This is a genomic window from Pseudoalteromonas sp. OF7H-1, from assembly GCF_022347825.1.
Classification (GTDB): Bacteria; Pseudomonadota; Gammaproteobacteria; order Enterobacterales; family Alteromonadaceae; genus Pseudoalteromonas; species Pseudoalteromonas maricaloris.
Window position 1 is genome coordinate 292,777 of record NZ_JAKRFX010000004.1, and the last position, 15,523, is coordinate 308,299.

General features: G+C 44.0%; 11 protein-coding genes. 6 read left to right on the top strand and 5 right to left on the bottom strand.

Annotated elements, in window-relative coordinates; all coding sequences use genetic code 11:
* The 3 genes from MHN30_RS07300 to MHN30_RS07310 all read left to right on the top strand — a co-directional run bounded on the left by MHN30_RS07300 (window position 1) and on the right by MHN30_RS07310 (window position 4,273).
* On the top strand, window positions 1–1,107 hold the full coding sequence (locus MHN30_RS07300) for an alkene reductase (protein ID WP_239359090.1): 1,107 nt from the start codon (window positions 1–3) through the stop codon (window positions 1,105–1,107).
* A 321-nt stretch (window positions 1,108–1,428) separates the two neighbouring features.
* Window positions 1,429–3,231, top strand: a complete 1,803-nt coding sequence (locus MHN30_RS07305) for a S9 family peptidase (protein WP_239359091.1) — start codon at window positions 1,429–1,431, stop codon at window positions 3,229–3,231.
* Window positions 3,232–3,328: 97 nt separating this feature from the next.
* Complete coding sequence (locus MHN30_RS07310) at window positions 3,329–4,273, top strand: hypothetical protein (protein ID WP_239359096.1); 945 nt, start codon at window positions 3,329–3,331, stop codon at window positions 4,271–4,273.
* Between the two features lie 62 nt (window positions 4,274–4,335).
* Here MHN30_RS07310 and MHN30_RS07315 read toward each other — a convergent pair whose 3' ends face one another.
* Window positions 4,336–6,042 (bottom strand): alkaline phosphatase D family protein, encoded by a 1,707-nt coding sequence (locus tag MHN30_RS07315; RefSeq protein WP_239359097.1) that lies wholly within the window; start codon window positions 6,040–6,042, stop codon window positions 4,336–4,338.
* A 106-nt stretch (window positions 6,043–6,148) separates the two neighbouring features.
* Complete coding sequence (locus MHN30_RS07320) at window positions 6,149–7,072, bottom strand: GGDEF domain-containing protein (RefSeq protein ID WP_239359098.1); 924 nt, start codon at window positions 7,070–7,072, stop codon at window positions 6,149–6,151.
* A 203-nt stretch (window positions 7,073–7,275) separates the two neighbouring features.
* On the opposite strand from MHN30_RS07320, the gene MHN30_RS07325 reads away from it, so the two are divergent.
* The 3 genes from MHN30_RS07325 to MHN30_RS07335 all read left to right on the top strand — a co-directional run bounded on the left by MHN30_RS07325 (window position 7,276) and on the right by MHN30_RS07335 (window position 12,144).
* A complete protein-coding gene (locus MHN30_RS07325) occupies window positions 7,276–8,451 on the top strand; it encodes an efflux RND transporter periplasmic adaptor subunit (RefSeq protein ID WP_239359099.1) in 1,176 nt (391 codons plus the stop codon).
* A 2-nt stretch (window positions 8,452–8,453) separates the two neighbouring features.
* Entirely contained in the window at window positions 8,454–11,636 is a 3,183-nt protein-coding gene (locus MHN30_RS07330; RefSeq protein ID WP_239359102.1) for a multidrug efflux RND transporter permease subunit, read from the top strand.
* 139 nt (window positions 11,637–11,775) lie between these two features.
* A complete protein-coding gene (locus MHN30_RS07335) occupies window positions 11,776–12,144 on the top strand; it encodes an MliC family protein (protein ID WP_039495203.1) in 369 nt (122 codons plus the stop codon).
* A gap of 52 nt (window positions 12,145–12,196) precedes the next feature.
* Here the strand turns inward: MHN30_RS07335 and MHN30_RS07340 are convergent, their stop codons facing one another.
* The 3 genes from MHN30_RS07340 to secD all read right to left on the bottom strand — a co-directional run bounded on the left by MHN30_RS07340 (window position 12,197) and on the right by secD (window position 15,472).
* The gene (locus MHN30_RS07340; RefSeq protein ID WP_039495205.1) at window positions 12,197–12,625 is read right to left on the bottom strand and encodes a hypothetical protein; all 429 of its coding nucleotides are present in this window, start codon (window positions 12,623–12,625) and stop codon (window positions 12,197–12,199) included.
* A 101-nt stretch (window positions 12,626–12,726) separates the two neighbouring features.
* Window positions 12,727–13,638: a protein translocase subunit SecF gene (gene secF, locus MHN30_RS07345; RefSeq protein WP_239359103.1), complete on the bottom strand. Its 912-nt coding sequence runs from the start codon at window positions 13,636–13,638 to the stop codon at window positions 12,727–12,729.
* Window position 13,639: 1 nt separating this feature from the next.
* Complete coding sequence (gene secD / locus MHN30_RS07350) at window positions 13,640–15,472, bottom strand: protein translocase subunit SecD (RefSeq protein ID WP_239359104.1); 1,833 nt, start codon at window positions 15,470–15,472, stop codon at window positions 13,640–13,642.
* Window positions 15,473–15,523: the final 51 nt, after the last annotated feature.

Consider the following 15,523-nt stretch of genomic DNA (forward strand, 5'->3'; position numbering starts at 1 on the left):
ATGGCTGATTTATTTGAGTCAATTAACATAGCAGGTAAAACACTTAGTAATCGTATCGTGATGCCACCTATGACCCGCTCGCGGGCGAGTCAACCCGGGGATATCCCTAACAATTTGATGGCAACCTATTACGCACAGCGTGCTACGGCTGGTTTAATTATTAGTGAAGGGACACAAATATCGCAACTAGGTAAGGGATATGCTTGGACACCGGGGATCTATTCAGACGCCCAAGTTGCTGGCTGGAAACAAGTCACAAAACAAGTGCATGATGCAGGCGGTGTTATGTTTGCGCAGCTTTGGCATGTCGGGCGAGTATCGCATCAAAGTAATACCGGCGGGCCTCAGCCGATTTCAGCTTCGGCAATTCAAGCTCAGGGTGTGAAAGTTTTCATCGATGAAAATGACTCCCCTGATTTTATTCAAGCACAAACACCTAGAGCAATGACCCAAGCAGATATCAATAATGTTATTAACGAATATCGACACGCTGCACGCAACGCGATGCAAGCAGGATTTGATGGAATTGAACTGCATGCAGCGAATGGTTATTTGATTAATCAATTTTTAGACTCTCACTCAAATCAAAGGACTGATGGCTATGGTGGCTCTGTTGATAACCGCATTCGCTTTTTGCGTGAAGTCGTAACGGCGGTGAGTGAAGAAATAGGCAGTGGCAAAGTGGGCGTTAGACTTGCGCCGCTTACTACCTTAAATGGTACAGTAGATGAAAACCCTGAGCAGACATACCTCGCGGCAATTAAACAGCTAACTGCGCTCAACGTATGCTACGTACACATCGCAGAAGCGGATTGGGAAGACGCGCCAGATATGCCTTTGAAATTTAAATACGCAATTAGAGAGGCATTTAATGGCGTGTTAATTTATGCCGGAAAGTATACTAAAGCGCGCGCCCAACAAGCTCTTAATGAAGGTTGGGCTGATATGATTGGGTTTGGTCGTCCTTTTATCTCAAACCCTGATTTGCCCTACAGGCTGGCAAATGACTTGTACTTAAACGAACATCAGCCTGAGACATTATTTGGTGGTAGCGAACAAGGTTATACCGATTACCAAACCCACGCCTCAAATCCAATAAACGTATAGTAGACTAAAAGTTAGTTTCAATCTGCGTACGCATAAACTGGTGTGTACGCAGCTTTCATTTCAACGGCGTTAAGGTGAGAGCAATGTAGCGAACTTTTGCTCTCACTTTTTTGAAATTATCGCTAATGATAGTGTATGACAAAGCATATAGGTTGGAGTTTAGCCTCAAAATAGGGAATAATGTCGCCAAATTAAAGACACATAAAACATTCTACATCTTATCTAAAAATGAAAAATATAATTCTATTTGCTATTGCACTTTTATGCACTAGCTCTGCTAACGCTCAGTTACCTATTGAAAGTTACGCGCAACTCCCTAATATGAGTAAAGTTTCGCTCTCTCCCAGTGGTAAGGCAGTTGCGTATTTACAAAATTATGAAGGAAATCTCGTTCTTACTGTTCATGACCTAAAAACGCATAAAAAAAACTATATATTGCAAACTGATAATAAAACGATAGCACTTGGTTGGTACGATTGGGCCAGCGATGACATGCTCTTATTTGGTGCTAATTACACCAAAGTGCAGCGAGGCGTAAAGTACACAACATCTCGTTTATTTAAATTTGATTTAAAAAACCCTACGGATGAATTGGTTCAAATCAACCGTGCTTATCGCAATGAAATTCCAGCCCAATTTCAAGACGATGTCATTAGCATACTGCCAGAACAACCAAACAAGATATTGGTACAAACTGACTTCGATATGGCAAATAAGCCGAGCGTTTATATCTTAGACATAGCTAAAGATAGACGCGAGAAAGTTGTTCGAGCAAGAAGAAAAATATCTAGCTGGATAGCCGATCAACAAGGCAATGTAAGAATGGGTTATGGTTTTGAAGGGATCACTGCCTACTATATGCTCTATGATAATGAGACGAAGGATTTAACCGATTTCTATACCTTTCAGGCTCGTGGTCCGGAAGCTATCCATATTCTTGGATTTGATAAAGACCCAAATATTATTTACCTCACCGCACTTCATAATGGTAAAAATGCGCTGTTTAAAGCAGACATTACTAAGCGCCCGCTTTTACCTCAGCTTATTTTCTCCGATCCAGACTATGATTTTGATGGCAGTCTCATTTATTCACACGACGGTCGAGCCATAGGCTTCAGCCATTCCAACCTTGATAACTCGAGAGTCTATTGGGACGAAGACCGCAAACTCCTACAAGGCTCACTCAAGGCGGCATTACCAAGCTATGACACCGTTGTAATAAGTATGAGTGCGGATAATAAAAAATACATTGCGTACGGCGATTCGGACCAAGACTCTGGTACGTACCTGATTGGTGACAGAGAAACCAGCTCTTTAGCGGGGTTAGGACGTTTATATCCAGATATTACCGGTGACAATTATTTGGGCAAACAAAGGGTATCGTTTAAAGCCCGTGACGGCCTTGAAATTGAGGGTTACTTAACCCTACCTAAAGCATTCGATGCGGCTGCTCCCACAATCATCTTTCCACACGGTGGACCATACTCTCGCGACTACGCTGGCTTTGATTATTGGTCTGAACTATTGGCAAGCCGAGGCTTTGTGGTTTTCCAACCTAACTTTAGAGGCTCTTTTGGTTATGGCTTTGACTTCTTTAATGAAGCAAATCAAGGTTGGGGAGGAAAGATGCAAGATGACTTACAAGATGCGGCAAACTGGTTGATTGCAGAAAAGTATGCACTCAAAAATAAAATTTGTATAGGTGGTGCGAGTTACGGCGGCTATGCGGCACTAATGGCTGTGGTAAAACATCCTGAAACGTTTCAATGTGCAGCAAGTTTTGCTGGTGTTACAGACTTAGAATCGATAGTCAGTCGTGCGCGCTTTTTCACAAACAAAGAGCTTGTTCGTGACCAATTTGGACAAGATACTGATAAACTTGAGGCACAATCTCCTGTTAACTACGCTAAGCAGATTAACCGCCCCGTGTTACTTATTCATGGTGATGACGATAAAGTCGTGCCTGTGAATCATAGTCGTGACATGGCAGATGAACTTGAAGATAATGACAAGAAGTTCAAATACATAGAGCTCGAGGATGGGAATCATCATCTGAGTTATCAAGCACATAGAGTGAAGACGCTCACTGAGTTTTTAGCTTTTTTCGAAAAACATCTTAAGTAGCAAAGCGCCGCAATTAGCGGCGCTTTTTATTGAGAGAGCAACTTCTTCTGTCACAGAGTTGATGTATGATAGAGGGGTAACATAAAGGAGAATTATTGTGCAGCTCGTTAAATTATTCGCCATGGCAGTGATGCCTATGCTCAGTGTATTTCAGGCCTCGGCAACGTCGTTTTTAGTCTTTGGTGATATGCCCTATACGGAGATAGACAGAGGCATGCTGATGCCAAATGGTGCTCTGCAGGAAAAGGTAAATGATATACAGCATGATTTTATGGTGCACGTAGGTGATATGAAATCCGGTGCTGAGCCTTGTACAGACCAGCTGCTTAAAGATAATTATGCCCTGATCTCAAGTGTGAGTAGCCAACCTTTTGTATTCACGCCCGGCGACAATGATTGGACTGACTGTGACCGCGAAACTCTGAACCCTAGGTTTGATGAGTTAGAAAGGTTGGATTTCATCCGTAAACACTTTGCGGTGCAAATGCCTGATCTACCAAAGTTTAAACGTCAGCAAACAGTACCTGAAAATCAATCTTGGATAGTGGATGATGTGCAGTTTTTAACTTTGCATGTACCTGGCACCAACAATGGTCGCAAACAAATCTTATTATCCGATAAAAAAGTAGTGCACGAAGAGTCCCATCGTCGTGATGTAGAGAATATTAAGTGGTTGGATAGCTTGCTGACGCCAAGCCACAAAGCTGCAGTGATATTTCTACAAGCTGACCTGTATCAAAAAGAGAATCACTCAGGACGCTGTGATAAAAACTCAAAAGCTAAGTGCGATGGTTATCAGTTATATCGAGAGACACTTGCAGAATATGCGACTCAACTCAGTTATCCGTTGCTGTTGATACATGGAGATACGGGAGAGTTTTGCTTTTCTGAACAGTCAAAGAATTTATGGCGTCTTAACGCCCCTGGCGACTTTCAATATTTAGATATTGCAAAGGTTAAAGTTAAAGGAGATAAAAAGAAGCCGTTCAAGATAACACCGCTTCTTTCGCAAGATAAAATAGCTAAATGCAAGGGGCTGTAAAGCCCCTTTACACGCTTTTTACGCAGCTTTACAAGAAGCGTAGCGCGAATTGCTTGCCGTACCTACAGTATAAGCTCGCGCTGTTTATTGTGACTTTCAAACTGCTCTTGCTTAACTGTATTGACAAAATGCCACTCACTTTCCACCTTCTCTTTTGTGAAATTAAGCGTTAAATAACCACGCTGATGAATATTGGCATATTCAAGGTCATCGACTAGTAATTGCAATACCTCAGCAAATTGTAGCGCCTGCTCATCGCCTAATTGTAAGTAATGTTCAAGCCCTGGAGAACTGACAGAAGCAGTCGCATATTCTTGACCACAAACAGCTCCGCTTGCATCGCAGAGCTTACCAGACCAGGCGTTGTGCGTATCTCCAGCAACGACTACTAAATTTTTATTGGCCGATTTTGCTGTTTGTAAAATTACTTCACGTTCAACCGGGTATCCGTCCCATGCATCCAAATTATAAGGTGCGGTAAACGTGACTCGCGCTTTTTCTTGCTCTGACAGCGTTGAGTCACCAGCAAGCATTCTTCCCTTTATTTGAGCAAGCTCTGTTAATTGCGTCGACATTTGTGCAGAAGGGTTGGCAAGAGACATGAGCAGCTCGGCTGGGATCATCATTTTGGTCATCAATACTTGTTGCCCTAAGACTTGCCATTTCGCTGCAGATGTCTTTAAGTTATCTGTGAGCCAAGTCAATTGGTTTACACCTAATAGCTGTTGCGAAGGTGCGATGAGATCCGCCTGAAACCCGGCAAAATCTACTTGTCCTGTACTAGGGTCAATGTAATCTTGATAGTCGAGTGCTTTAGCGCGGCTCTCATGACGAGTATCTAGCATATAAAGTGATAACAAGTCGCCAAATTCAAATTTACGATAGAGGCTCTCAAGTTGATCCTTAACCATCGGACGCACAGGCATCCATTCATAGTAGGCTTGCAGTGCGGCAAGCTTTCGGGCTGTGTACTCCCCTTCTCCCTCGTTATGGTTCTCAGCGCCATCCATGTATGAGTCATTGCATACTTCATGGTCGTCCCATACCGCAATAAATGGCGTACTGGCGTGGAGAGCTTGCAGACCAGGGTCCGTACGATATTTTGCATAGCGACGACGATAATCATTTAATGAAATAATCTCGCTCGCATTATCTGCATCCAGCCCTCGCCCCATGGCGTCGGCATTTTCAGTGGCATACCCACCCATACCATATTCGTATATGTAATCACCTAAATGTAACACTGCGTCTAAATCGCTGCGTTTTGCAGCCTCTGCGTAAACATGAAAGTAACCAGCCGGATAATTTGCACAAGACATGACGGCAAGTTTTACCTGAGTTACATCGTTAACGGGCAAGGTTTTGGATTTACCTATGGGTGAATGCGTTTCCTTAGTGACGAAGCGATAAAAGTAGCGGCTATTTGCAGTCAGGCCATTAAGATCTACTTTAACGGTGTAATCGTTTTTTGCTAATGCGGCGAGCTGGTGGCTTTGTAGTAAGACACCAAAATCTTCAGATTCTGATACTTGTAGAGTGACATCCACACTGTTAGGTGTACCCTCAGGAGTGACTCGCGTCCATAATATAATGCTATCAGCTAAAGGATCGCCACTTGCGACACCATGGTTAAATGCGACAGCAAAATCGTTGCTTGCAACCGCTTTATTATCACTGCTGCCGCAACCTATTAACGAGACGCTAATTGTCGCTGCGCCAACGCCCATTAATGCACTTTTAATAAAATCTCGACGGGTAAAACTTGCCATTATTATTATTCCTTAACTGCAAAATGCGCCATATTGGGCGCACTTATCTACTACTTGAAGGAACTAGCTTAGTTAAGCATTATTACAATTTAACGATTGGTCTTAATTAGTGCGGATTTGGAACAACTCGATTTCTGCCACTGCTTTTGGCTTCTAGTAACATCGTATCTGCACGACGAATAATGCTTTCAACGCCAGACTCACCTGCGCCAAATTCTGCAACCCCAAATGAACTGGTAATATCGACCTCTTCACCGACCGCAATTTGAAATGATGCCTGCTCTATCATAATGCGTGCCCGCTCGGCGACTAAGATTGCCCCCTCTAAGCCGGTATTAGGGAGTACTAGGGCAAATTCCTCTCCACCTAGCCGAGCTATTAAATCCGTGTCTCGTAACATGTCAGAGAGTAGCGAGCTCACGTGAACCAGCACTATGTCTCCCGCTTCATGGCCAAATCGCTCGTTGATTGCACGGAAATTATCGAGGTCGGTCAGTATCACACTAAATGGTGTTCTGTAACGTTCATACAACCTAATTTGACTGTCAATTTTATCGCTTAGCTGCCTACGACTGGCGACGCCCGTTAATGGATCAGTTTTGGTAATAAAATCAAGCTCTTTACGTAAGTGATCGAGTTCGCTATGTATTGCTTTTGTTGTGGTAATGTTGTCTCCGTAGATAACAAAGGCATCATCTTGCAGCGAAAAACACCGTAATCTGAAGAACTCACCGCTTAAGGTATCAATTTCAATTTCTGGATAGTCTAATTCACAGCCGTTGCTTAAGCCTAAAAACCATTCTGTGAGTTCATCCCCGTCGATTCTGTCATCAAACGTATCGTCTGTTTGTGGGTCGAAGATATTACCCAGTGTGCGTCCTGTTATGTGAGACGAGGGTTGTCCAATTAGCTTCGCCATTGCTTTATTGCAAAACTCAAGAACCGACTTGTTGCTAACAATAGCAACTGCATCGTCACTTTTATTGAGCACGCCACTCAGTAGGGATTGTAAATGGTTAGCGTTAGACATAATTCAATTCCGTTAGGCTTTTTGTTATTTTAAATCAATCGGGAAGATTTATCTTAGATCTCGCGCAAATCACACGAAAAAGACATTTTGATTTCGTTATCTACATCAATTGATTCTAATTTAGCACCAATCATATTCCATTTCACTTATGTTTAATGCAACAAATGAAACGTATAGTTACCTCCATACACAAAGGAGGAACTATGTTAAAACCAACGCAACTCGCAACGATTATTTCAGCTTTGCTACTGCTAAGTGCATGTGGCGAAGCTGAGCAGGCAAGCAGTCAAACTCCGCCTCTTCAACCAATTGATGTAGCAGCAACACCGCAAATTAGCATTGCTGATTGGCACACCTATACAACACGCCTTTCTTCTCCAAACGAAGTCGCACTTCGCGCTCGTGTCACGGGTGTGATCGGCTCGGTAAACTTCAAAGAGGGAGATACGGTGAACCAAGGCGATGTTCTATTTGAGCTGGACGATAGAACTTTCTTGGCTGAGGTTGCCGGCCTTGCCGCACAAGTGAAACGTGCCGAAGCGGCCCTTTCGCAAGCAAAAAGTGAGTCAGCACGTGCGCTTCGATTAAGCAAGCAAAAAGCGATTTCAACTGAAGAAGTCGATGCCCGTGTTTCGCTTACCGCACAGCGTGAAGCCGAACTAGATGCGCTTCGCGCTTCATTTAAAGCAGCTCAGTTAAACTTAGAGTTTAGCAAGATCACAGCACCAATCAGCGGCAAAATTTCATTTGCAGAGGTCACTCAAGGTAACACCATTAGAGCAAACGACACTTTGCTTACAACGATAGTCGCAACCGATAAGATGTATGCGTACTTTGATATCGACGAGCGCACTTGGAATAGCCAGTTTGCATCAGTGACGGAAGGTGAGCCGCTTCCTGTGAAATTACAGCTACTCGGCCGTGAGTCGCAGCCAGTCATGGGTGAGCTAGACTTTATTGACAACGCCATTGATGACCACTCCGGAACCCTAAAAGTACGCGCTTCTTTTGATAATCACAGTGGACAATTACGACCTGGCTCGTTTGCGCGAGTGAGTCTTTCATCCGGTGAGCAAAACGATCGAGTATTAATTCCAGACCGCGCAGTGGGTACAGATCTTAAAAACCGTTTTGTTCTTGTCGTCAACGACGCTAATACACTTGAATATCGTCTAATCACACTCGGTAATCGCTATGGCGAATTTCGTGCTGTTGAGTCGGGTTTAGCCGCAGGAGAGCGTATCGCTGTGAATGGTCCAGCGCGTGTAGGCCCAGGCATGCCGATAAGCCCAAACTCCGTGACGCTTACCTTGCCAGATAACATTGCCACGGAAGTGGTTGCGATGACGCCTAGCGATTCTTCACAAGGATTAAACTAATAATGAAATTTTCCCATTTTTTCATTAAGCGCCCTATTTTTGCGGCGATGATGTCGCTTGTGATATTAATCGCAGGGGCCATTTCCCTTTTTCAGCTTCCCGTGAGTGAGTATCCAGAGGTGGTACCACCGACGGTTGTGGTATCTGCAACATACCCCGGTGCAAACCCAAAAGTCATTGCTGAGACCGTTGCAACACCACTTGAGCAAGAGATCAATGGTGTTGAGAACATGCTGTATATGTTTTCTCAAGCAACCAGTGATGGCCGGTTAACGCTTACCGTGACTTTTGCACTTGGTACTGACTTGGACCGTGCCCAAGTTCAAGTACAAAACCGTGTAAATAGCGCTATTCCAAGGTTACCGCAAGAAGTACAACGTTTAGGGGTTGTGGCTGAGAAGGCGTCACCAGATCTCACTATGGTGGTGCATTTGGTATCGCCAAGTGGCTCGCATGATACAAGCTACCTCTCAAACTATGCCGATATTTATGTCAAAGATCAGATAGCGCGCTTGCCGGGAGTTGGTGATGTAAAACTATTCGGCGGCGGTAAATACGCGTTGCGGATATGGCTAAACCCCGAGCAATTGGCTGAAAGAAACTTAACCGCAAGTGATGTGGTCCGAGCAGTCCAACAACAAAACCGCCAAGTAGCAGCTGGCTCTGTGGGTGCTCAACCCACAACCAATGAAAATCAATTCCAAATTCTGTTAAACGTTAAAGGTCGTTTGGCAGATACCAGTGAATTTGACAATATTATTGTTAGCGTATCGAGCGATGGCGCGATCACTAGACTCAAAGACATTGGCCGAGTTGAGCTTGGACAAGATAACTACGCGTTAAGAGCTTTGCTAGATGGAAATGAAGCGGTGGCAATGCCGATTTTCCAGCGTCCTGGTTCTAATGCGATAGAGCTGTCGGATCAGGTGCGTGAAACCATGAAAGAGTTATCGACACGTTTTCCTGAAGGGGTTGAATACGATATCGTTTACGATCCGACAATCTTTGTTCGCGGCTCAATCGATGCGGTAATTTCGACATTATTAGAAGCCATTGTACTTGTGGTATTAGTCGTTATCTTATTCTTGCAAACATGGCGCGCTTCGATTATTCCGCTGGTAGCGGTGCCTGTATCGTTAGTTGGTACCTTTGCTGCAATGCAGTGGCTTGGTGTTTCTATCAATACGTTGTCGTTGTTTGGTTTGGTACTAGCAATCGGTATCGTAGTCGATGATGCCATCGTCGTGGTTGAAAACGTTGAGCGTAATATTGAAAACGGTCTTGCGCCCTTCGAGGCAACTAAACAAGCGATGTCAGAGGTGACAGGCCCTATTATAGCGATTGCGTTGGTGCTTTGTGCAGTGTTTATTCCAACTGCATTTATTACCGGCTTGTCAGGTCAGTTTTACAAACAGTTTGCCCTCACGATCACGATTTCGACGCTGATCTCGGCATTTAACTCATTAACATTATCACCAGCGCTCGCTGCACTACTGTTAAAGCCGCACGGTGCTAAACCAGACAAACTCACAGTGGTGTTAGATAAATTGTTTGGTCAGTGGCTATTCAAACCGTTTAATCGCTTTTTTGATAAGGCAGCTCACGGCTATGTCGGACTGGTAAAAAAACTTATTAGACTGAGCACCATTGTTTTAGTGGTTTATTTAGGGTTAATTTTTGCTACTACTAAGTTGTTTAGCGCCATCCCTGGCGGCTTTATTCCACAACAGGACAAACAGTATCTTGTTGCGATTGCCCAACTGCCAGACGCTGCAAGTTTGGATAGAACAGAAGCCGTTGTACGTGAGATGGAACAAATTGCGCTTCAGACTCCAGGCGTTTTACATTCCGTGTCTTTCCCAGGGCTTTCAGTAAATGGTTTTACAAACAGCCCAAATAGCGGGATTGTATTTGTTGCCCTAGATAAATTTGAAAATCGTACGTCACCAGAGTTGTATGCGTCGTCAATCGCTGCGCGGCTTAATCAGAAGTTTGCCATCATAGATGAAGCGTTTGTCGCGGTTTTCCCACCGCCACCAATACAAGGGTTGGGCACCACAGGTGGATTTAAACTGCAAATTGAAGATAGAGCAAATCTTGGCTTTGAGAAGCTATTCTCTGACTTACAAGCAGTGATCGCAAAAGCGCAGCAGCAACCGGAGCTAATGGGACTGTACTCAAGCTTTAGGATCCAAGTACCACAAATGGACATTGATATCGACCGTGAGCAAGCAATGGTACAAGGCGTACCGCTCGAGGAAGTGTTTAATGCATTACAGATCTATTTAGGTTCAATGTACGTCAATGACTTTAACTTATTTGGTCGCACTTATCAGGTTACCGCTCAGGCTGACGCTAATTTTCGGGCAGATCCTGCACAGATTCTGTCTTACAAAGTAAGAAACAACTACGGTCAAATGGTGCCACTTGGCGCGGTACTCAAAGTCACGCCGACAACGGGACCTGATCGCGTTATGCACTACAACGGGTATCCTACTGCCGAGTTAAATGGCAGCCCTGCGCCCGGATATTCTTCGGATCAAGCGCAAATGGCAATTGAAGCGGTGCTAAACGAAACGCTTAGCGAAGGCATGGCATTTGAGTGGACTGAAGTCACCTATCAGCAGATCCTCGCGGGTAATGTGATGGTGTATATCTTCCCACTGGTTGTACTCTTGGTGTTTATGGTTTTGGCATCGCAATACGAAAGCCTAAAGCTACCATTTGCAATCATCCTCATTGTGCCAATGACCATACTGTCAGCATTAGTAGGGGTGTGGCTAACAGGCGGCGATAATAATATCTTTACCCAGATTGCTCTTATCGTTTTGGTTGCTTTAGCGTGTAAAAACGCAATCCTAATGGTGGAATTTGCAAAAGAAGAGTACGAGCAAGGCAAGACTAATTTAGAGTCAATTATTGAGGCATGTAAACTACGTTTACGTCCTATTTTAATGACGTCAATTGCCTTTACCGCAGGGGTTGTACCTCTGGTACTTGCAACCGGTGCGGGTGCTGAAATGCGCGAAACCATGGGGATTGCAGTATTTTCAGGAATGATAGGGGTTACTCTATTTGGTCTATTGTTTACGCCTATTTTCTTTATGGCGATGACGAAGCGATTATACACGCCAAAAATACGTGAAGCGCAGAGTATCTCCAATGCTATTCCAGTAAAGGATTAATAACTTGTAATCATGTTTAAAGGCCCGTAGGGCCTTTTTTATGCTGCTTTTTATTGCCTTGTAACCACACTATTCACCTTAACTTCATCCGTTTACGCTAAATTATCAGATACCGTCTTTTTCTCGCCGGAGTCTGTTTATGAAATCTCAAATTGCCTTTGCTGTTTTAATTAGCGCTGTTCTCAGTGCATGTGGCGAGGACATCTCGAATCGTAAAATTGAGCTTAGTGAAACACTTAGCCGCTATCAATGTGATAATGATTCGGTGATAAAGGTTGACTACAACGACAGTGATAAGGCAACTGTCCATTTTAACGAACAAGTGGTTAGGATGAAGATTGCTCGTTCAGCCAGCGGTGCAAAATATCAAGGTGATGGGTTTGTGTGGTGGACAAAAAATGACGAAGGTATGTTGCTTAGACAGGAAGAAGATAAAAACAACCGCATCATCGCACGTTGCGAGATGCGGCCCAATGAAGCCTTAACAGTGAAGGCGCAATCAAACTGATTATAAATGCTCGTCCCAACAGGCAACGTCACTTATATAGAATTAGGATGTCTTATACCGACAACTTTTCAGGTGTAGCTAAAGTACTTTTTACAAACTCAATGGCAGCGCTTACATCAGCAAATAAAACTTGATCTAATGGCTCTGGCATGCCAATTTCTTTGCGCATTTTTTCAATCTGGCTTTTCGCAATTGCCGACTTCAACACATACGCAGCACTAACACAGCCTAACTGCAAACAGCGCTTTGCTGTATTTACCAGTAACTTATAGGCTTCTGGTGTCGCAGCTATGGCCTTTTCGGAATAACTCACGTAACCCCATGTCGAAGAATGGATCTCAGCTCGACATTGCTCTAATGCCCTAGAAAAATAATGGATCATAGACTCATTAATATTTCCTTCGAAACAGGCAAAGAGGATATTTTGCTCGGCCCAGAGGGTTACTTTCCCGCACCGAGTTTGATAACTATATTTTGACATTAATCCTTATCCGGCTCCTTTCGAAGTGCGGATTATACATCAGCACGACAAGGTTAAAAAAGAGCAATTGCTACTTTTTTAACCTAAATCGCATATTACGCTTATGGCTCAGCGAGTTGCTGTTTCGCTGCCTCAGATTCTTCTTTTAGGTAGTTGTTAAACGACAAGCCTAAAAACTGCGGTAAAGTTGCGCTAATTGCCAAGGAAGACAAAGTACCAATGAGAATGCCACAACACAACGCTATGGCGAAACTATTAAGTCCTGCGCCGCCTAACCACCATATCGCTAACACCGTTGTGAGCGTCGTTAATGAGGTGATAAGCGTGCGGCTCATTGAATCCTTTATCGCTTGGTCTATGGTATTGCCCACGGGACTGTTTTTCCACTGCTCTTCGAACAAAAGCTCTCTAACTCTGTCACCAATCACAATCGAATCGTTGAGTGAGTAACCAATAATCGCCAGCAGTGCTGCAAGCACGGTTAAGTCAAATTCTACTTGCGTTATTGCAAACAAACCTAGCGTCACAATCACATCATGAAAAAGCGCGATACTTGCGGAGACCGCTAAGCGCCACTCAAATCTAAACGCCAAGTAAATCAATACACTAAGTAATGCGAATATACCTGCAAGGCCACCTTGCTCAATTAACTCATTACCCACCTGCGCACCAAGATAACTGGCGTCTAATACGCTTGCTTGCCATTGTGTTTCAAGTCCTTCTATCCACTGTTTGACGTGTGTTTCATCGGTGGACTGAGGGGTTTGGAAAACTCTCCAGCTACCATCGTTTTGTAGAGAGATTCGTGCATCTTGAACACCAAGCTCAGCTAGCTTGTTTTGCATTTCTGTTTGGCTCTTTTGCTTGGGTAAGTCGATAACCGTAACGTAACCGCCGGTAAAATCTTGGCCTAATACAATGCCTTTTTGGGTGATGGCTATGAGACTTGCAAGGACAAGTAACAATCCAGAAATTAGCCCGACGAATCTCGCCTTTTGCGTTTTACTTGTCATTTTACTTTGCGCCTTTACGTGATTTTGAATAAAGAGATTCTGATAACATACCGGAGACGACCACACCGGCGAAAATACTGGTTACTATGCCCAGCGCCAAGGTGATCGCGAACCCTTTTACTGGTCCATAACCGATACCAAGTAGGATAAGAGCAGTTATCATCGTGGTTAAGTTAGCATCGATAATACTCGACATGGCTTGTTGATAACCTTGCTTTAATGCAGTGACCATCGCAATGCCTTTACGCCTTAATTCGCGAACTCGCTCAAAAATAATAACATTGGTGTCGACCGCCATACCAATAGTCAAAACTAGGCCCGCAATGCCGGGTAAGGTAAGCACAACACCAGGAAGCAGCGACATTAATCCAATTAGGCAAACTAAGTTTACCAGTAATGAGGTAATGGCCACTGCGCCTAGCTTGCGATACCATACTGCCATAAACAGCAAAGTTAGGCTTAGCCCTAACGCCAAAGCTTTAAAGCCGCTTTCAATATTCTTTTCGCCTAATGAAGGACCAATGGTTTGCTCTTTCACAATGGTGATTGGTGCGTCAAGAGAACCCGCCCGCAACAATAATGCTAACTCCTGCGCGCGTTCCATTGACTGCATATTGGTAATACTGAATCGGGTATTTAATACTTGTTGAATAGTGGCTACTGAAATCACTTCCGTTTTGCGCTTAATCTCTCCTTTTGGATCCGCGTAATATTCGCTGAATACAGTAGCCATTGGCTTACCTACATTGTTTCTAGAAAATCGGTTTATCTTTTCACCGCCTTGAGAAGATAAGAATAGTTGCACTAAAGGCTTTCCGTATTCATCTCTTCCTGCTGTCGCGGACTCTATTTCATCCCCGCCAAAAATGGCAACTGGGTCGACTGAAACCAAAGCGCCAGATTTATCCTTTAATTTTTGACCTCCCATTTCTTGTAATGCATGAAATGAAAGCTTTGCTGTTGCGCCGATAATACGCTTGGCTTGTTCTGGGTCTTGCACGCCAGGTAATTCGATTCGTATATAATTAGTGCCTTGACGTTGCGTAACGGCTTCTGTGATCCCGAGTTCCTCAATACGCGAACGTAAAGTAGACAGTGCTTGGGCCATTAACTGCTTATCGAACTCTGCTTTTTTCGCTTCGGCAAAACGGAAGTTCACTTTCGTTAAACTGCCTTGTTTATGAGTTGTACTGGTAAATTGTGGATAGAGTTCGCGCAGTGTCGCAGTAAGCGCAGCGAGTTCATTTTGCCCTTGCGCTTTCGCTATGACCTCAACCTGCTCACCACTGATAACTTGAGGAATAGATAGGTTACGATAACGATTTTTGATCCGTAGGCTATTGGCTTCGTCTGCGAGTGACTGCAGTTTATTTTGCGCCGCTTGTTCTGTGTCAACCTTGAGTACGAACAACACACCGCCGTCCAAGTCGAGTCCGAGCTTGATAGGTTTGAGTCCAGTGCTTTCTAACCACTGTGGCATCGTTAAAGCACTAACAACCTTAACACTTAGCTTTGAGTGAGACTCAGCCATATAAGCACGCGCTTCGGCGGTTAGCGTGCGGTTTTCAAGTTCAACTAAATAGCCACCTTGATGAGACTCGATTTGCTTGACTTTGAATCCCTCTCCTTCTAGCTGAGATTTAAGCTCAGGCAGCGACAGAGACACAACCTCGTTACTACTTGCTTGAATTTGAATTAAATTCTTATTGGGATACACGTTTGGTAGTGCACAAAGGATCAACAAGAACACAATAAGCGCAGTAAAAAAACGTTTTGCACGCGCGGTGGCTCCACGAGAGGTTGATGCCCTCGTTGGCGAGTTTATATCTTTCATATTTTTCTCAATATCTATCTGAGCGATACCGATTTGCTAACGAATACTGGT

Excerpts from the sequence above, each read along its gene's own strand:
- MHN30_RS07315 (WP_239359097.1), bottom strand. The coding sequence starts at position 6,042 with ATGGCAAGTTTTACCCGTCGAGATTTTATTAAAAGTGCATTAATGGGC.
- MHN30_RS07325 (WP_239359099.1), top strand. The coding sequence starts at position 7,276 with ATGTTAAAACCAACGCAACTCGCAACGATTATTTCAGCTTTGCTACTG.
- MHN30_RS07330 (WP_239359102.1), top strand. The coding sequence starts at position 8,454 with ATGAAATTTTCCCATTTTTTCATTAAGCGCCCTATTTTTGCGGCGATG.
- MHN30_RS07340 (WP_039495205.1), bottom strand. The coding sequence starts at position 12,625 with ATGTCAAAATATAGTTATCAAACTCGGTGCGGGAAAGTAACCCTCTGG.
- MHN30_RS07335 (WP_039495203.1), top strand. The coding sequence starts at position 11,776 with ATGAAATCTCAAATTGCCTTTGCTGTTTTAATTAGCGCTGTTCTCAGT.
- MHN30_RS07300 (WP_239359090.1), top strand. The coding sequence starts at position 1 with ATGGCTGATTTATTTGAGTCAATTAACATAGCAGGTAAAACACTTAGT.
- secD (WP_239359104.1), bottom strand. The coding sequence starts at position 15,472 with ATGAAAGATATAAACTCGCCAACGAGGGCATCAACCTCTCGTGGAGCC.
- MHN30_RS07320 (WP_239359098.1), bottom strand. The coding sequence starts at position 7,072 with ATGTCTAACGCTAACCATTTACAATCCCTACTGAGTGGCGTGCTCAAT.
- secF (WP_239359103.1), bottom strand. The coding sequence starts at position 13,638 with ATGACAAGTAAAACGCAAAAGGCGAGATTCGTCGGGCTAATTTCTGGA.
- MHN30_RS07305 (WP_239359091.1), top strand. The coding sequence starts at position 1,429 with ATGAGTAAAGTTTCGCTCTCTCCCAGTGGTAAGGCAGTTGCGTATTTA.